This is a genomic window from Acidobacterium sp. FHG110202_01 (assembly GCF_059115305.1).
This window is the reverse complement of record NZ_JBZYWJ010000003.1, coordinates 381552-398949: the sequence shown is the minus strand read 5'-3', so window position 1 is coordinate 398949 and position 17398 is coordinate 381552. Positions and strand designations below refer to the sequence as shown.

Genomic DNA, 17398 nt, shown 5'->3' with positions numbered 1-17398 from the left:
GGTCGACTTGAGTGATACCTCAGGGACTGAAGTCCTCACCTGCCTCTTTTGCTTCCAGCAGTTGCGAACTACTTCGTTCTAAGTCCTAAAGTGGCAGCATAGAAGACTGTTCCACGGGTATAAAAGGGCGCCGAAGGCGTCCTTCGGCTTCGCTCAGGACAGGCTATTGCCTGGACGGCTAGTCCTTCTGCTCGGAGCCGCTCATGAACATGCCTTCGATCTCCTGTTGCGGGCCGACATAGACCCATCCGCCGAGCACTGAGTCATTCGGATTGAACGAGAGCACAGGATAGCCGAAGCGTAGATCGCGGAATTGAATCGTGTGCCAGTTCTTCCGGGGAGGGTCGACATTGTATCCGTCCAGCGGCATTGCGCCTTTATCTTCGACGATTGGGAAGCTCGACCAGTCGAGATAGACGCGACCCAGCCATGAATGTTCAGCAGCTGACACAGCGGCGTTTACTGGAGGCTTGTAGATCATTTTGCCGGCGTCGGTGTCTACCTCGTCGGAACGTGTGTTGACCGATGCGGTCTGGTAGTAGTCCGGCGTTTCCATGATGACGTACCACCGGAAGGGATTGATGGGATGCGGTTGGGCGGCCACCCTCAGGATGCGTTCGCTGGTAACACTGGAGTTGCGGGCGAGGTTGAGAGCGTGCGCATGCTCGCCATTGCGCACAGCGTAGAGCAGTGCGATGAAGACGAGAGCGGCAATGGCCCATCCGCGTCCGTGAAATTTCTGGCGCTTCGCGCCGATCTCGCGGTCAGCCAGGCCAAAGAGCCACGGCATGATGAGGGCCAGGATCAATGCGGCCAGCATCAGCGGCTCGATGATGTAGACGATGTCCCAGGAATACCAGCGAGGGTTGAACGGAAAGAATGGCCGCAGGCCGTAATTATTGGTGAAGTCGAGCAGCAGATGGCTGAGAGCTGCGATCAGGGAAAAAAACCACAGGAGGGCCCATCGCGGACGTGCGAGGGTGCGCTTCTTTCGAAAGCGATGAATCAGCCACGCTACTCCAGTCGCAGCCAGAGCGATGAAGGGCATCGCCAGGAATGTATGCGTGATGCCGCGATGATGCTCGAAGGCGGCGACCGGCCCACGGAATCTCCAGAATATGTCGAGGTCGGGCGCTTCGGCGGCAAGCGTCATGGCCAGCGTTGCATATGCGGCTTTGCGGTTAAAGCCTGCGCGTCCTAGAACGGCGCCGGTGAGGAAGTGTGTGACTGGGTCCATGCTTCTGGCAACATGATAGCGGGTAAACGCTTCGCGTTTGCACGCCTTTGGCGTGGCCGGCTAAGAACCGGATAGCTGAAAACCGGTCAGCAAAATGCCATCCGCTTTTTAGCTAACACGCCGGAAGGCGTGCCGGCTGCTTGCTTCTTATAATCTTCCTCATGGCCCAGACCACTGTAGCCGAACGCATGGAAGCCCTGCGCGAGAAGATTCGCCACCACGAACATCTTTATTACGTTCTCGACTCGCCGGAAATTTCAGACGCTGAATATGACGGGCTGGTGCGCGAACTGCAGGCGCTCGAAAAGGAGCATCCTGAGCTCATCACGCCTGATTCGCCTACGCAGCGTGTGGGAGGAAAGCCGAAGGAAGGCTTTGCCAAGGTTGCGCATTCGCGGTCGATGCTCTCGCTCGACAACGTGACCAGCGAAGAGGAACTGCGCGACTGGGACCGCCGCGTGCGTCAGCTTGCCGGAGCCAATACGGAGATCAGCTACGTCTGCGAATACAAACTGGACGGTTTGTCGATGGCGCTGCGCTATCAGGAGGGAAAGGGCGACGCGGCATATCTTGCCCTGGGGCTGACGCGCGGCAATGGGACCATCGGAGAAGATGTAACGACGAATGTGCGCACGATACGCTCGGTGCCGCTGTCAGTTTCCGCTGCGAAGCTCAAGAAGGCGAAGCTGCCCGCGACCTTCGAGGTGCGTGGAGAAGTGGTGATGCCGCTGGCCGCATTCCAGAAGGCAAATGAAGAGCGCGAAGCGCAGGGGCTGGCTCCCGCAGCGAACCCGCGCAACTATGCCGCAGGCACGATTCGCACACTTGAGCCGAACATTGTGGCGCAGCGGCGGCTGGATTTCTATGCTTACTTCGCGCTGACTCCAACAGGCGACAACATCTTCACCGAACAGAGCGATGCGCTCGATGCACTGACGACTGCGGGTTTTCGCGTGAACCCGCATCGCGAAGCCATTCACAGTTTTGACAAGCTGATGGAGTTCATCAATCGCGCCGAACAGCACCGGGCCACGCTTGGTTATGAGATTGACGGTGTGGTGATCAAGGTCAGCTCGACTGAGTTGCAGGCGCGGCTCGGCTATACGGGACGCGCTCCGCGTTGGGCGGTCGCTTATAAGTTCACGGCACGCGCGGGCATCACGCAGGTAGAGGACATCAAGGTTCAGGTGGGACGTACAGGCAAGCTGACTCCGGTCGCGGTGCTGACTCCGGTCTCGATTGGCGGAACGACGGTGAGCCGCGCCACGCTGCACAATGCGGATGAGATCGAGCGGCTTGGTTTATTGATCGGCGACTGGGTAAAGGTAGAACGCGGCGGCGATGTGATTCCTAAGATCGTTGAGGTCGTCGATGACAAGGAGCATCCGCGCGGACACAGGAAGTTTCATTTCCCCTCGCATTGTCCGGAGTGCGGCAGCGAGGTTGTGCGCACTGAAGGCGAGGCCGATTACCGCTGCGTGAATGTGGATTGCCCCGCGCGGTTGCGCGAGAGCCTGCTGCATTATGCTGCGCGCGGCGTAATGAACATTGAAGGCCTGGGCGAAGCGGTGGTAAACCAGCTGCTTGACCGCAAAATGGTGCGAAGCATTGCAGATCTTTACAAGCTTAATGAAGAAGCGATACTTGCGCTGGAGCGCTTTGGCGAGAAATCGGCGCGTTCGCTGCTGCATGAAATTGCGCAGTCAAAGAAGGCTCCGCTGAACCGTGTGCTTTTCGGGCTCGGCATTCGATTTGTGGGCGAGCGCACGGCGCAGCTTCTGGCCGAAGAGTTCGGCTCGATGGATGCGTTGATGGCTGCTTCACAGGAAGAGCTGGAGCGGGTCAACGAAGTCGGGCCGAAGGTGTCGCAGGCGATCCGCGAATTCTTTGATGAAGAGAAAAACCGCCAGCTGATCGAGCATCTGCGCGAAGCCGGGCTTACCTTTACGGCGGAGAAGAGGAAGAAGTCATCGCAGCTCGAAGGGATGACGTTTGTGCTGACGGGGACGCTGCCGAGTCTCTCCCGCGATGAGGCGAAGGCAAAGATCGAAGCCGCAGGCGGGCGCGTCTCCGGCTCGGTGAGCAAAAAGACGAGCTACGTCGTCGCCGGAGAAGAAGCCGGATCGAAGCTCGACAAAGCGCAGGAACTGAAGGTTCCAGTGATTGACGAGGCGAAGCTGCTGGAGATATTGGAAGGCAGCTAAGAAACGGTTAGCGCTGCGCGCCAGCACGCCTTTCGGCGTGTCAGCAAAAAAAGCGGATAGCTATTCCAGGCCAATTCGCCGAAGGCGAGCCGTGTGTTTTTAGCTGGCCGTATTATCGCTACCCGTCTTTTAGCTGCGCAGAAGGTGCGTTAACTTACTTCGTAGCGAAATAACCCTTGCTGGCGCGGACGGTGTATTTGCGGTCCATGCAGTAGAGGTAGATGGTGCGGAAGGCTCCATTTGGCTGGAAGTCAGCCGGCTTGTAGACCAGCGAATACTGGCTTCGCAGCTCGTCTTCAATGTCCTGGAAGTTCCCGTACATGTCTTCCATGCGCTTGGGGAAGAAGGCGCGTCCGCCGGTGGCCAGCGCAATTTTTTCGAGCACTTCGTCGCCGCGGTCGCGGCTGGGGCTGGTGTTGGTGCTGATAGTGTAGACGATGGTCTGCGCACGCTGGCATGCCTTGATGGCGTCATCAAGATAGGCGTGGCTCTGATTGTCGTTGCCGTCGGAGACGAGCACCATGGCCCGGCGCACGGGCTCGCGCTCGCGCGCAGCGTCGAGCATCTTGTCACGGCATGCGCTGTAGACGGCATCGAAGAGCGCAGTTCCTCCGCCGGGACGCAGCGCGTTCACTCCTGTGCTCAGCAGATCGAGATTGTTGGTCCAGTCCTGCTTGTAATCGGGGGTGACGTCGAAGCCCATGACGAAGGCCTTGTCGCTCTTCGGACGCAGCAGCTGCAACAGAAACTCATTCGCGGACTGCTGCTCGAACTGGAAGCGCTGACGGATGGACGTGCTGGTGTCGACAATGACACCGACGCGCAGCGGCAGGTTGGTCTGCTGGGTGAAGCTGAAAACCTGGGCCGGGGCCTTCTGGTCATCGAGCAGGGCGAAGTCATTGAGTCTCAAATCCTTGATAAAGCGGCCGTGCTTGTCCGTTACCGTGAAGACAAGGTTGACTTCGTTGGCCGACGTGGAGATGGTGTATTCCTGATCCTGCTGACCATTGGGCTGGCCCGGTTGCTGCTGCGCCGGCTGCTGGTTTGGTTGCGGCTGTTGCTGGCCACTGGGCTGTGCCGTCTGCGCCGGCTGTTGCTGTTGCGCCGAAGCAGCAGGCGCAGCGGTTTGCGCATGGGCAAAGAAAAGGGAAAATGCAGCGGTGAGCGTGCAGGTAACTACCGTCTTCATGTGGCTGAGGCCATTCTACATTGCGGCTAAAGCGGCATCCACCTTGATACACAACATATACTGGCTTCCGAATGAAAAATTTTTTCCTGGTGGTTCTCCTTTCCTGGGCCTTTGTATCTGTTTCGATTGGGCAAACGCCTGCGGCGTCAGCAGCAGAGATCATCCGGCAGCTGCCGAAGCCCGTCTTTCTCTGGCCAAACGGCGCGCCTGGAGCGCTGGGCACGGAGGAGGCGGACAAGCCACGCCTCTATCCTTTTGTGGCGCAGCTAAGATCGACGACTGCCGCTGTTCTTATCCTTCCCGGTGGCGGATATCAACACGACGCCATTGGGCATGAGGGCTTCCAGTATGCGCGCTGGCTGAATGCGCAGGGTGTTACGGCCTTCGTGCTGGATTACCGTGTTGCGCCCTATAAATATCCTGCGGAAATCCAGGACGGCATGCGCGCCTTGCGTTATGTGCGTGCGCATGCAACTGAGTATGGCATCGATCCGAAGCGAATCGGCGTATGGGGATCGTCTGCGGGCGGCCATCTTGCCTCGACGCTTGGCGTTCATGGCAATGATGCCGCCCCGCCCCCGGATAATGATCCTCTAAACCAGGTGGATGCGAAGCCGAACTTCATGATCCTGTCGTATCCGGTCGTGAGCATGGAGCTGCCGGAAACGCATGCCGGTTCGCGGCGCTATCTGCTGGGCGAAACACCCGATCCGGAAATGGAGTGGAAGTTCTCCAATCAGCTGACGGCCGACCCGCACACGCCGCCAGCGTTTCTGTTTGCCACGACGGGCGACCGGACGGTTCCGGTAGAGAATAGTCTCGATCTATATCGCACATTGGAGCGTGCGCATGTTCCGGTGGAGCTGCATATTTATGACTACGCGAACCACGGATGCGGATTGTGCGGCAACATTCCGGAGCTTTCTACATGGCCGCAGCTGTTGCGCAGCTGGCTGATCCACGGCGGCTGGATGCCGAAGAATGCTCCGGCGCTGCCGCCGATTGAGGCGCCGTATCCATCGTGGCCCGAAGGACTGGAGGGACCGGGAAAGCCGGAGCCGGTAAAACCACCAAGTGGAAGGTAGAATCTGGCTGAGGCCTTCGTTTCGCATTGCCGCAAGCCACCGTCCATACCGTTGAGCAGGAGTCCGCGGGCCAGCGCCTCGACGCATGGCTTGCGGCGCAGCTTGAAGGGGTAAGCCGCTCGCGCGTGCAGATGCTGCTCGAGCAAGAGAAGGTGCTCGTTGACGGCAAGGCCGCAAAGCCTTCGCTCAAACTGCGCGGCGGCGAAGCGGTGGAAGTGCTGGGCGAAGCGGCGCCACCTCTGCTGCGCGCAATAGCTGAAGAGATTCCGCTCGATATTGTTTATGAGGACGATGATCTTTCCGTGGTGAACAAGCCCGCGGGCATGATGGTTCACGCAGGATCGGGCGCGACGGAAGATGAGCGCAATCGCGGCACGCTGGTGAATGCGCTGCTGCATCATTACCGCGAGCTTTCCTCTACCGGAGGCGAGCTGAGGCCCGGCATCGTGCATCGGCTCGACAAGCAGACCAGCGGGCTGATTATCGTAGCACGCAATGATGCCACGCATCTGAAGCTGGCCGAGATGTTTTCGCGCCGCCAGATGCGCAAGACCTATATTGCGCTGGTGCACGGCAATCTTAAGCAGGACTCAGGGACGATTAACGCAGCTATCAGCCGCGACCTTGTGCGCCGCACGCGCATGACTACGCGCCGCGCTGCTGGAGGGCGCGCTGCCATCTCGCACTACGAAGTCATCCGCCGTATTGCATCGAGCTTCGGGCCGTTCGCGCTGGTCCGCGTGCGCATTGAGACAGGCCGCACGCATCAGATTCGCGTGCACATGGCGTCGATCGGGCATCCTGTAGTTGGAGACACGCTTTATGGAGCGCCTGCGCGGCTTGCTGTTCCAGCGAAGAACAAGCGTGCAAGCACGGACGCCGAGTCCATCGCGCTCGACAGGAACTTTCTGCATGCGGCAGAGCTGGCCTTTGCGCATCCGCGGACGGGAAAACTGCTCGAGCTCAGTGCGCCTCTGCCGGCGGAGCTTGAGGAATTCCTCGCGCGGCTGGAAGCCGCGCAATAAGCTCTCTCAGTGAACGGTGCTGTACAGCTTCAAGATCAGGATCACTTCAAAGACGAGAGCAAAGACGGCGAAAACTGCGTGAAAGTGCTGGTTTTTGATCTTCGTCGCAAGCGCACACAAGATGAGAAATGATCCCGTGCGCACGTCATAGAGCGGCCCCAGCCTTGCGTGATACTCACTGCCTTTGATGAGGGTATCTATGATGTCAGCGATGAAGAGGGCGGTCATCAGCGCGAAAATCCACTGCCTGCGACGGTAGAAGTAGTTCTTGAATCCGTCGTAGTCATCCATTTCATCGGGAAAGAAGAATGTGCACAGCAGGTAGAGCAGCGTGGCGTAGATTGCGATGAAGAAGTAGAGCGGAAAGGTCCACTGAGTGATCTTCTGCAGGCTGAATTCCCACCACCAGAAGTGGATGAGGTAGAGAAACAGAAACAGCGCCCAGACCAGGTGCACCCAGTAGAGCGCGAACTTCTTCGGGTGTTGGACGATGCGCGCTACTCCGCGCAGAAGGTGGGCCACGCCAAGGCCCAGAATCATGCTCAGCAGAACCCTGACGTGGAGATAGAGATCCATGGTTGTTAGGCGCAGCGCTCATTGTATCGTGGAGCGTGTTTACGTCCACCACGCAGCGCCGGGCTGCTCGCGGATCACGATCGATTGCAGAAAATTCGCGGCCTTCGTCAGCCCTTCTTCGGCGGAAAGCAGGCTGTCTTCGTGCTCGATCGACAGCACGTTGTCATAGCCGAACATGCGCAGCGTCGAGACGAACTCGCGCCACCATGATTCGCCGTGCCCGTAGCCGCAGGTGCGGAAGATCCATCCGCGGTTGCGCTCGTCGGTATAGGGTTTGGTGTCGAGCACGCCGGTGCGCGGCTGGTTGGCGGGGTAGAGCTGCGTGTCCTTGGCATGGACGTGGAAGACGGCGTCGCCAAGGATGCGGACGGCGGCGATGGGGTCGATCTGCTGCCAGAAAAGATGGCTGGGGTCGAAGTTGCAGCCCACATTCGTGCCGGCGATGGAGCGCAGCCAGAACAGCGTCTCCGGGCTGTAGACGACGAAACCGGGATGCATTTCGATGGCGATCTTCACGCCATGGTCGGCGGCGAACTTTGCGTGCTCGATCCAGTAAGGCGCGACGACTTTGTTCCATTGCCAGTCGAGCAGCTCGCGGTACTCAGGCGGCCAGGGACAGGTGACCCAGTTGGGCCGCTTCGCGTCGTGCGAGTCGCCCGGGCAGCCGGAGAAATCGACCACGACAGGCACGCCCAGTTTTTCGGCGAGAAGAATAGTCTTGCGGCTTACCTCTTTCGCTTTCTGCGCCTGATCTTTGTCAGGATGGAGCGCGTTGCCATGGCAACTCAACGCGCTGATGGTTACGCCTTGATCGGCCAGGGTCTGCTTGAATGTCGCGAGCGCCGCGGCATCGTCGAGCATGGAGAGCTTGCAGTGCGCGTCGCCGGGATAGTTGCCCGTTCCCAGCTCGATGGTATTGATGTTGAAAGTTTTCAGTTTTGCCAGCACCTGATCGAGCGGGAGCTGTGACAGCAGGGGAGTAAAGACGCCAACCTTCATGCCAACCAGCATAACGTCTCGGGAATCTTTGCGGTTATCTTTCAGCGCGCGGTCCAGCCGCCGTCGATCAGGATGGTGTGGCCAGTGATGAGTGACGCGGCGGGCGAGGCAAGAAAGACAACCGCGCCTGCCACCTCAATGGGTTCGCCGATGCGGTGCAGCGCGGCGATGCGCTCGACTGTGTCTGCGTAGAACGCCGGGTCGGAGAGCACGGGCGCTGTGCCGTCAGTGCGGATGAATGTGGGAGCGACGGCGTTGACGTTGATGTTGTGCTTGCCCCATTCAACGGCGAGGCACTTGGTTAGGTGCGCGATGCCTGCCTTGGTCATGCAGTAGACGGACTCGGTTGGCAATGCGGCGAAGCCGGCCTGCGAACCCATGTTGATGATGCGCCCATATTTCTGCTGGATCATGACGCGGCCCGCGGCCTGGCAGGCGAAGAAGGTTCCTTTCAGGTTGACGGCCAGTGTGTAGTCGAAATCTTTTTCGGTGACGTTCTCGGCAAGATTGGTGGGGGCCACTCCGGCGTTGTTTACCAGAATGTCGAGGCGGCCGAATGTTTTTACTACCTCATCAACTGCATTGCTGATTTGCGCGAGGCTGGTCATCTCCATCTGGAGAGGCAGCACGCGGCGCCCGCGCGCTTTGATCTCCCCGGCAAGGCCGGAGTCGCGCTCGATGTTGCGCAACCCGATGGCCACGTCGGCACCGGCTTCAGCAAGGGCAAGAGCGATGGCGCGGCCCAGTCCGCGCGCCGATGCGGTGACCAGGGCGATCTGTCCGGTGAGGTTGAAGGATGGTAATGCCTGCATGAGGGTGAGGATAGCACCGACGTCATGGCCACAGGGGCTTTTGGAATGAAGAATATAGCCGTAGGTAGCCTAATCAACGGTATATTTTTCAGCATAGATGATAGAGAAAGCAGAATCTTAGATGAATAGAGTCTATGTGAATACTTTCAACAGGTTCATGACTTCAGGAAGAACATTCCCGGCTCTATTCCGATGTAATACTGCTGACCACTTAGAAAGCGAAGAATATGTCGTTAAGCTGAGGCGCGGTGTGTCAGGCAGAACTGCATTGCTATGCGAAGCTTATGCAGCATTGCTGGCGAGACATTTTGATCTCGCAGCACCTGAACCAGCTCTCGTTGAGATAGATGAAGAGCTTGCAACTTTGGCCGCAGAAACTGTCAACGATGCAACCCGTGCAGCAATCCTCCGTGAGAGTATAGGATTAAATTTCGGGACCAAATTCTTGCCGAACATATCGACTTGGCCGGTTGACCGAGGAGTGCCAGCTGGAATCCTGGAAGAAGCGATTAAGGTGTTTGCATTTGACGCACTCCTGCAGAATCCCGACAGACGATACGACAATCCAAATCTTGGAACGGTTGACGGTAGGATTGTTGTTTTTGACCATGAGCTGTGTTTCTCATTTTTGCTGGAGATATTTCCTTCAGACGAGCCTTGGAAGTTGGGATCGCAATCATATCTTGCCAATCACGTATTTGTACGACAGCTAAAAGGCAAAACAGTTCCAGAATCATTCAAGGATAAACTTTTGGAATTGACTGATGACCTACTGAAGTCATTCTCCGATCAAATTCCTGAAGAGTGGCGAGAAAATATGGTTCTAAGGATAGAGAATCACTTACGACTTATCAGAATGCATGCAGATGAGTTCACGGAAGAGATTCAAAGGAGACTCGCGTGAAAGTGAAATATTACTTCAACATGCTCCGCTATGTTTACGACCCCGTAACGCAAGAGTTCGTAAACATTGGCGTGGTGATATATGCGCCTCAGCTTAGCTTTCTCAAGGCGATATGCACGAGCCATTACAGCAGAATCTCCAAAATGTTTCATCGCATTGATGGAGCGTCTTTTAGGAGTCTGACTCGTTATATCCAGGACAGTATCTCATCTGTAAGTCAAGAATGGGCTAAAGGAGCTTTGTTCGTTGATTACAACGAAAAGCTTGAAAATATTCTTGCAAGGGTCCTCCCGGTTGATGATAGTGCAGTCAGGTTTGCTGCGGGTGGCGTTGGACTAACTGAAAGCCCTGAGCGGACTCTGCAAGAGCTATATCAGAGGTATGTTGCTCGATACGAACAGACAACCGAATCTTTCCGGCGTGACGACGAAGAAGTGTGGCGAGTTTTCAAAAAGCCTCTCGAAAAAAGAAAAATAACTGATCGACTGGAGTCCAAGTTAATCGTTGCGCCAAATTATGAATATCAGTTTGAGCGTTCGTGGAAGAATGGCGTCTGGCACGTCTATGAACCAGTATCATTCGATCTTTTGGACACTGGTTCAATTTTGGATAAGGCAAATCGCTGGCTTGGACGGGTAACAAATCTCATCGATAGCACAGAGCCTTTCAAGCTGTATCTACTTCTTGGCGAACCTAAAGATCAGAGGCTACAAGCAGCCTTTAATAAAGCTGAAAATATTCTGGCAAAAATGCCGGGGCAGCGTGAATTCATTCGCGAGAGAGACGCAGAAGAATTTGCTGAAGAGGTAGAATCCGAAATTAAACAACACGCAGGCATAGAAAGCTAAGTACGTACCCATGCACCAAAGCAGGCAGCTAGGCGGTCGTCGTCGTTGCCGATCTTAAAGGTCAAGAGGAAAGTTCGAACTCCGCAAGGTTGTGCGTCGGATAACGTCTGAGCCACATCTCAAAGAGATGTCAGATTTTTTCCAGAAGATAGTGTGCTGCTTTTCAATTTCGTGACTGCTTTGCGGCGGAAGCAGTCGTCACTGTGGTCGTTCACGATTCCTGCGGCCTGCATGAATGCGTAGACGATGACTGGTCCTACAAACTTGAATCCGCGTTTCTTCAGTTGTTTTGATATCTCAACCGCGAGGTCTGTCTGTACCGGTCTGGGACCTTTGGTCTGGATGGGTTTGCCGCCTGCTATTTTCCAGAGGAAAGGAGCGAAGTCCTCGCCGGATTTCTTCATCTCTGAAAAGATCTGTGCTCCCTTGATGGTGGCTTCAATCTTTGCCCGCGAGCGGATGATGCCGGGATCCTGAAGCAGTTTCTGAATGTCTGTCTCAGTAAAGCGAGCCACCTTTGCGGGATCGAATTGTTTGAAGGCTTTCCGGAAGGCTTCGCGTTTCCTGAGCACGGTCAGCCAGGAAAGTCCGGCCTGGAAACCTTCGAGCATCAGCAGTTCCCAGAGCGCGCGGCTGTCATACTGCGGAACTCCCCACTCTTCGTCGTGATATTGCTGCAGCAACGGATCGGTTTCGGCCCAGGTACAGCGTTTCTTTGTGTTGTTCTTGTCTGTCATCTGGTCCTCAGTAAGCCCTAATAATACGTGGTTCACTCCCAGGGGTGAGCAACACTAGATTTGCAAGGCTGGTGTGGATTCTGCCCTCCCACCCTATCGCAAAGAACGCGATAGGATGGGGCACCCGTTTTTTGTGCAGCTGCCGGGAAAAAAGCAGGTCCTTCGACTGCGTTCCCTGCGGTCACTCCGCTCAGGATGACAACTTTTGTGGTGATTTGGCTAGAATAGAAGTAAGCGGGCAGCTGGGCGGTCGCTGCCGGTCGCGAGACCGGGAGAGGAAAGTCCGAACTCCGCAGGGCAGTGTGCCGGATAACGTCCGGGATCGGGGCGTCAAGGCCTCGAGACGGCTAGTGCCACAGAGAAGATACCGCCTGTGCTGTTCCTGCGAGGCCTCGTTCGAGATGAGGTCTGGCGGGAACGGCGCAAGGTAAGGGTGAAAAGGTGCGGTAAGAGCGCACCGCCCCGGCGGCAACGTTCGGGGGCAGGGTAAACCCCACACGGAGCAAGACCAAATAGGGAGGGATGCGCGGGCGAGACCCTTTGGCCTGCGCGGCGTGCCGGCCCGGTTCGCTAACGAGGGTCATCCAGACTGGCGGGGCATGCCCTGCCAAGTGGAGCGGAAACCTCCGGGTAGGTCGCTTGAGCGGCGCAGCGATGCGTCGCCTAGAGGAATGACCGTCCTCGACAGAATTCGGCTTACAGGCTGCTTGCATTGATGGCCCCGCTTCTCCCGGTCAGGAGGGCGGGGCCTTCCCTCTTTTGTCTGGAAAATCTACCGCCAAGACGCTAAGGACGCCAAGGTTTCGCTAAGCCTCACTTTGCCAGGGAGTAGATCACGTTCACGGTTGTCTCGACCTCGACAGGGTTTCCGTTCAGGAGGTAAGGCTTCCAGCGCCACTGGTTGACGGCTTCGGTTGCGCTCTGGCTCAGCTGGTTGTCGGGGCTTTCCGTTACCTGGAGATTTTCCGGCACGCCCTCCTTGTTAATGTCTAAGGAAATGACCACCTTGCCCTCGATCTTCTGCTTCTTTGCCTCTTCAGGGTAGACGGGCGCTACTTTATAGAGGATGTTTCCCTGCATCGCATCAGCGCTTACATGCAGCTTCTGGGGCTGCTTGCTCTGTGCGCCGGCATCGACGCGAAAGGCCAGCGCGGAGGTGCAGGTGGCCAGCGCGATGACCCCGCAGGCGGTGGCGATGACCAACCGTCCGAGGCCGCTTATCTCGAAATGTTTCCGGGTGAGGTTCATGATTCTCCTTTCAAAGACGTTGGCATCGAAGATTCCGATGGCGTGAAGGGTGGTGGCTGGAGTGCGATTCGACAGCATTGACGCCAGCCGCAGCAGCGAACGGGCATAGTTATCACGGCCCTGGACGGCCTCGGCAGCTATGGCGTCGCATACGATTTCGCGGGTTTCGGCAATGCGCGAGCGCGTCAGCCAGACGAGAGGATGCCAGGCAATGGGCAGGCTGGCGAGTCCGTAGAGAAGATTTTTGGCGAAGTCATGCCGCCGCAGGTGCGCGAATTCATGCGCAAGCACGGCGTCGAGATCGCCAGCATGTATGTTCCGGAGAAAGTTCGGCGGCAGGAGCAGCGTGCTGTGCCGGATGCCGACCGTGACCGGGCCGGGGATCATGGGCGAAATGGCGACTTCGACGGAACCGGCAGGGATGCGGAAGAGATTGCCGCAGCGGTTGAGTTTCTGCGCGATCTCATCTGTCAGCGTTGCGTGTGTTGCCTGGCGGCGCATGGTCTCCGTTTTCCAGAGCGCCCATAGGAGGCGCGCAGCGAAGTAGAGAAGTCCCAAAGCATACGCGGCTGTGATGGCTTCAAGCGCGGTTGAGGGCAGCCGCAGCATGTGTCCGGCCGGAACGATGGCGGGGCCGAGAGTGACCCGGGTTTGGCCATTTGGAGTTGCGGATCCGAACCATGACAAGACCATGGAGTATGCCTGCTGCCATAGAGCGCTCAGGTCATCGAGGCGAATGCGGCAGAAAGGTAGGACCGTTTCGAGCAGCAGGGCGATGACCCAGACGCGATGCTCCATGCGCGGGCCGGCCTGCCGCGCCAATCGCGCTGCGGCCCATGCCGCGATAAATACCAGCGGGACCTGCCAGAGGGAGTTCACGAGATAGGTGGCGGCGGTCATGAATCGCTCTCCTCTTCATCAAGACGCTTGCTCAGTTCGGCTATTTTTTTGGCGTCAATCTGGCGGCTCTTGATCAGGCTCATCACCAGCTCTTCGCTTGAGCCGCCGAACATGCGGTCGATGAGGTCGCGCAGGGCGTGGCCAGTGGCTTTGGCTTCCGTAACGGTCGCGCTGTAGACGTAGGCGCGTCCGCGGAGCTTGCGCTTGAGCTTGCCCTTCTTTTCGAGGATGTTGAGCATGGTCTGGACGGTGGTGTAGGCGAGCTTCTGCTCGAGTGCAGTCTGCACGTCGCCTACAGTGCTGGGGCCGAGCTTCCAGATGACCTGCATGAGCTGGAGCTCAAGCTTGGTGAGGGTGTCTTTTTCGTGTTCTCCCACGAGGCATCTCCTAAGTTGTTAGGAGTCTAGTTTTGCGGATCAGAGTTGTCAACTAAAAAGTTAGGAGTGAAAAAAGCAAACCGCAGAGGAAGGCGCTTTAGAACTCGGCATTTTTCCTCCGCGAGCCTCTGCGCCACCTTTGCGTCCCCTGCGGTAAAAACTTGCGACAATTCTGTGAATCATTTGAAATACCCAAGGCATGAGTGAGAAAAAACTGGCATTTCTTTTTCCGGGGCAGGGCTCGCAGGCTGTGGGTATGGGCCGCGATCTGTATGAGAAGTTCTCCGTCGCAAAGCAGACATTTGAAGAGGCCGATGAGGCGCTGGGGTTTGCGCTTTCGAAGCTCTGCTTTGAAGGCCCCGAGGAGCAGCTGCGGCTGACGGAGTACACGCAGCCTGCCATCTTTACGGTTTCGATTGCCGCGCAGCGCGTGCTGGCGGAGAAAGGGATTACTCCGGGCTTTGTTGCCGGGCATTCGCTGGGAGAATATTCGGCGGATGTGGCGGCGGGAGTGCTGTCCTTTGCTGATGCAGTGAAGACTGTGCGCAATCGCGGGCGCTATATGCAGGAGGCGGTGCCTGCAGGACAAGGCGCGATGGCGGCGATTCTCGGGCTTGCTTCGGAAGCGGTCATTGAGGTCTGCGCGAAGGCTGCGGCAGAAGCAGGCGCGGTGGTTTCAGCGGCGAACCTCAACTCGCCGGAGCAGACGGTGATTTCGGGTGCTGCGGCTGCGGTGGAGCGCGCCGCTGCTCTGGCGAAGGAGGCCGGCGCCAAACGCGCGGTGATGCTTCCGGTGAGCGCGCCCTTCCATTGTGCACTGATGCAGCCAGCGCAGGACCGTCTTGCCGAAGACCTGCGGCGGTTGAGCTTCTCTGCTCCGAGCGTGCCGGTGGTGACGAATGTGGATGCGGCGCTTGTGACAGATGGCGAGCAGCTGCGCGATGCGCTGATCCGGCAGGTGACGGGGTCGGTGCGATGGGTGGAATCCACACGTTTGTTAATTGCACAAAAGCCGACACATTTTGTCGAAGTGGGGCCGGGCAAGGTGCTGTGCGGGCTGATGCGCCAGATTGACCGGAGCCAGACGGCGCTGAACGTCGAGGATGAAGCGAGTCTCGAGAAAACGGTAGCTGCATTCACAGGACAGGCGTAGGCTCAGAGCACCATGTCCCCTGATGACGGCATTGTTACGATTCCCAGCCATTTCTCTGTCGATGAGCTGGTCGAGCGGTTGGAGAAGGTGCTCGCAGAAAAGGGCATCAAGCTGTTTGCGCTGGTCGATCACAGCGGCGAGGCCGCGAGCGCCGGCCTGGAGATGCCGCCGACGAAGCTCGCGATCTTTGGCAGCCCTAAGGCAGGGACTCCGCTGATGCTGGCCGCACCTTCGATTGCTATTGACCTGCCGCTGAAACTGCTCTTCTGGCAGGATACGAAGGGGAGCGTGTGGGTTTCCTGGAATGCTCCCTCGTATCTGGCAGCGCGGCATGATCTGCCGCGAGAGCTTCTCAAGAATATTGCTGTGATTGAGCAACTGGCTGTTGCAGTTGCCGGCTGAACGGGTGGCGCATTGATCGATATCTGGCAGAACATTACGGCTGTGGCCGAGGCCACCATTCTGGTTGTGGCCACGCTTTTTCCAATCATCAATCCGCTGGGCAGCGCGGCGATCTTCATCAACATGGTCGGCGAGATCGACCTGAAGCTGCACGCTGCCCTTTCAAAAAAAATAGCGAGCTACAGCTTCGTGCTGCTGATCTGTTCCCTGCTGTGGGGCGGGAAGATCCTTACCTTCTTCGGCATCTCGATCTATGCGGTGCAGATCGGCGGAGGCCTGGTGGTAGCTGCTACCGGATGGACTTTGCTCGCGCAGGGAACGAGCAGGGTACGGTCGAGCTCTGTCAGCCAGGAAGAGATTCTGCAGCACGCCTTTTATCCATATACGCTGCCGCTGACTGTCGGACCGGGCTCGATTTCTGTCGCTGTCACGCTGGGAGCGCATCTGCCTTCGGAGCTGGGAGCCTCGTCATATCTTTCGCCTCGTGTGCTCATCGCCGCGCTGGTGGGCTGCGCGGCAGTCTGCGCGATTGTCTATATCTGTTACCGCTACGCTACGGCGGCCGAACGCCTGCTCGGGGCATCGGGGACGATGGTGGTGATGCGGCTTTCGTCGTTCATTCTGATGTGTATTGGAGTGCAGATTGTCTGCGCGGGCGTGAAGGCATATCTCGCTACACTGCGGCCGCTCTGAAAGGTTCCTTCACTGGATTGATGATTGCCGGGGAAGCGGCTACCGCTTCTTATACGTCTATAGATAGAGCATCTTTAACAAACCCGGATGCCGGTATATAGTCGATTCAGCCAGAAGAGAGTGTAAGAAATGGTCTCCCTTCCACCACTTGACCGTGAAAGCGTCGTTCCCCTTTACCACCAGATTCAGCAGCGCCTGTTAGGCCAGATCCAGGCCGGCATCTTCAAGCTCGGCGAGCCGCTTCCCTCTTCGCAGGAGATCGCGGTGTCTCTAGGCGTGAGCCAGATGACGGTGCGGCAGGCGATCAAGTCCCTCAGCGAGCTGGGCATCCTTTATAGCGAGCAGGGTAAGGGAACCTACATTTCCGGTATCAAGATCGATAAGAATTTCCGCCAGGTGCTCTCTTTTACAGAAGACATGAAGGCGCGCGGCTCGACGCCGGGGTCGAAGGTGCTGGCCTTTGAGGTTCGCGTTCCCGATCCGGAAGTGGCTGAGGCGCTGCAGATCCGGCCTATGGAAAAGGTCTTCCATCTGAGCCGCTTGCGGCTGGCGAACACGCAGCCCATGGGGATCGAGTATTGCTCGCTTCCTGAGCGCATGTGCCCTGACCTTCTGGAGCGTTTCGACCCGCGCACTTCGCTCTACGATGCTCTTGCGCGAAGCTATGGCGTGCATATCTCGGTTGCCGATGAGGTGGTGGAAGTCGGTTTTGCTAATAAAGAAGAAGCGCAGCTGCTCAAGACGGCCAAAAGCAGCCCGGCGTTTCTGTTTACGCGCATCTCCTATATGCAGAGCGGGCGCCCGGTGGAGTATGTGCGGTCGGTATATCGTGGCGACCGCTACCGGGTAGTGAACCGGCTGATGCGGATGAACCGCGAGCTGCTGGAGTTCTCACCTGCTGTATAAGTCATTCTTATTTTCCGGAAAAAGTGTGTGAATACTGTAGGAAACGGCTCAGCAGGAGCTTGTTTCGCCTGTAGGGACGGGAATACATTGAGGTATTCCATCC

The 17398-nt window shown here is 57.4% G+C and carries 17 protein-coding genes and 1 other RNA gene; 10 read left to right on the top strand and 8 right to left on the bottom strand.

All coding sequences use genetic code 11. The features are described 5' to 3' along the window. Window positions 1–178 precede the first annotated feature (178 nt). Window positions 179–1237 (bottom strand): metal-dependent hydrolase, encoded by a 1059-nt coding sequence (locus AC5S16_RS08025; protein WP_493929522.1) that lies wholly within the window; start codon window positions 1235–1237, stop codon window positions 179–181. Window positions 1238–1398: 161 nt separating this feature from the next. Here AC5S16_RS08025 and ligA point away from each other — a divergent pair, with 161 nt between their 5' ends. Next, window positions 1399–3441, top strand: a complete 2043-nt coding sequence (ligA, locus tag AC5S16_RS08020) for an NAD-dependent DNA ligase LigA (protein ID WP_493929521.1) — start codon at window positions 1399–1401, stop codon at window positions 3439–3441. Between the two features lie 154 nt (window positions 3442–3595). Here the strand turns inward: ligA and AC5S16_RS08015 are convergent, their stop codons facing one another. Further along, a complete protein-coding gene (locus tag AC5S16_RS08015) occupies window positions 3596–4630 on the bottom strand; it encodes a VWA domain-containing protein (RefSeq protein WP_493929520.1) in 1035 nt (344 codons plus the stop codon). Window positions 4631–4701: 71 nt separating this feature from the next. On the opposite strand from AC5S16_RS08015, the gene AC5S16_RS08010 reads away from it, so the two are divergent. Both AC5S16_RS08010 and AC5S16_RS08005 read left to right on the top strand, forming a co-directional pair. Next, entirely contained in the window at window positions 4702–5715 is a 1014-nt protein-coding gene (locus AC5S16_RS08010) for an alpha/beta hydrolase (RefSeq protein WP_493929519.1), read from the top strand. A 26-nt stretch (window positions 5716–5741) separates the two neighbouring features. Continuing rightward, entirely contained in the window at window positions 5742–6740 is a 999-nt protein-coding gene (locus AC5S16_RS08005) for an RluA family pseudouridine synthase (RefSeq protein ID WP_493929518.1), read from the top strand. A gap of 6 nt (window positions 6741–6746) precedes the next feature. On the opposite strand, the gene AC5S16_RS08000 is transcribed toward AC5S16_RS08005, so the two are convergent. The 3 genes from AC5S16_RS08000 to AC5S16_RS07990 are packed head-to-tail and all read right to left on the bottom strand — an operon-like array spanning window position 6747 to window position 9127. Continuing rightward, window positions 6747–7316 (bottom strand): hypothetical protein, encoded by a 570-nt coding sequence (locus tag AC5S16_RS08000; RefSeq protein WP_493929517.1) that lies wholly within the window; start codon window positions 7314–7316, stop codon window positions 6747–6749. Between the two features lie 39 nt (window positions 7317–7355). After that, on the bottom strand, window positions 7356–8327 hold the full coding sequence (locus tag AC5S16_RS07995) for a sugar phosphate isomerase/epimerase family protein (protein ID WP_493929516.1): 972 nt from the start codon (window positions 8325–8327) through the stop codon (window positions 7356–7358). Window positions 8328–8356: 29 nt separating this feature from the next. Then, entirely contained in the window at window positions 8357–9127 is a 771-nt protein-coding gene (locus tag AC5S16_RS07990) for an SDR family NAD(P)-dependent oxidoreductase (RefSeq protein WP_493929515.1), read from the bottom strand. A 121-nt stretch (window positions 9128–9248) separates the two neighbouring features. Between AC5S16_RS07990 and AC5S16_RS07985 the strand changes: the two genes are divergently transcribed. Both AC5S16_RS07985 and AC5S16_RS07980 read left to right on the top strand, forming a co-directional pair. Beyond that, window positions 9249–10031, top strand: coding sequence for a HipA family kinase (locus AC5S16_RS07985; protein WP_493929514.1), 783 nt, complete (start codon window positions 9249–9251; stop codon window positions 10029–10031). Next, window positions 10028–10879 (top strand): DUF3037 domain-containing protein, encoded by an 852-nt coding sequence (locus AC5S16_RS07980; protein ID WP_493929513.1) that lies wholly within the window; start codon window positions 10028–10030, stop codon window positions 10877–10879. Before AC5S16_RS07985 ends, AC5S16_RS07980 begins: the two co-directional genes overlap by 4 nt. A gap of 119 nt (window positions 10880–10998) precedes the next feature. Here AC5S16_RS07980 and AC5S16_RS07975 read toward each other — a convergent pair whose 3' ends face one another. Continuing rightward, window positions 10999–11616, bottom strand: a complete 618-nt coding sequence (locus AC5S16_RS07975; RefSeq protein ID WP_493929512.1) for a DNA-3-methyladenine glycosylase I — start codon at window positions 11614–11616, stop codon at window positions 10999–11001. A 234-nt stretch (window positions 11617–11850) separates the two neighbouring features. Between AC5S16_RS07975 and rnpB the strand changes: the two genes are divergently transcribed. Next, an RNA gene (gene rnpB / locus AC5S16_RS07970) (RNase P RNA component class A) lies at window positions 11851–12331 on the top strand. Between the two features lie 98 nt (window positions 12332–12429). Here rnpB and AC5S16_RS07965 read toward each other — a convergent pair. Next, on the bottom strand, window positions 12430–13764 hold the full coding sequence (locus AC5S16_RS07965) for a M56 family metallopeptidase (RefSeq protein WP_493929511.1): 1335 nt from the start codon (window positions 13762–13764) through the stop codon (window positions 12430–12432). Further along, complete coding sequence (locus AC5S16_RS07960; RefSeq protein WP_493929510.1) at window positions 13761–14141, bottom strand: BlaI/MecI/CopY family transcriptional regulator; 381 nt, start codon at window positions 14139–14141, stop codon at window positions 13761–13763. The genes AC5S16_RS07965 and AC5S16_RS07960 overlap by 4 nt, the downstream gene beginning before the upstream one ends. A gap of 199 nt (window positions 14142–14340) precedes the next feature. Between AC5S16_RS07960 and fabD the strand changes: the two genes are divergently transcribed. The 4 genes from fabD to AC5S16_RS07940 all read left to right on the top strand — a co-directional run bounded on the left by fabD (window position 14341) and on the right by AC5S16_RS07940 (window position 17295). Further along, the gene (gene fabD, locus AC5S16_RS07955) at window positions 14341–15294 is read left to right on the top strand and encodes an ACP S-malonyltransferase (RefSeq protein WP_493929509.1); all 954 of its coding nucleotides are present in this window, start codon (window positions 14341–14343) and stop codon (window positions 15292–15294) included. Window positions 15295–15306: 12 nt separating this feature from the next. Then, entirely contained in the window at window positions 15307–15696 is a 390-nt protein-coding gene (locus tag AC5S16_RS07950) for a DUF302 domain-containing protein (protein WP_493929508.1), read from the top strand. 12 nt (window positions 15697–15708) lie between these two features. Beyond that, window positions 15709–16389 (top strand): MarC family protein, encoded by a 681-nt coding sequence (locus tag AC5S16_RS07945; RefSeq protein WP_493929507.1) that lies wholly within the window; start codon window positions 15709–15711, stop codon window positions 16387–16389. Between the two features lie 129 nt (window positions 16390–16518). Beyond that, window positions 16519–17295: a GntR family transcriptional regulator gene (locus AC5S16_RS07940; protein ID WP_493929506.1), complete on the top strand. Its 777-nt coding sequence runs from the start codon at window positions 16519–16521 to the stop codon at window positions 17293–17295. Window positions 17296–17398: the final 103 nt, after the last annotated feature.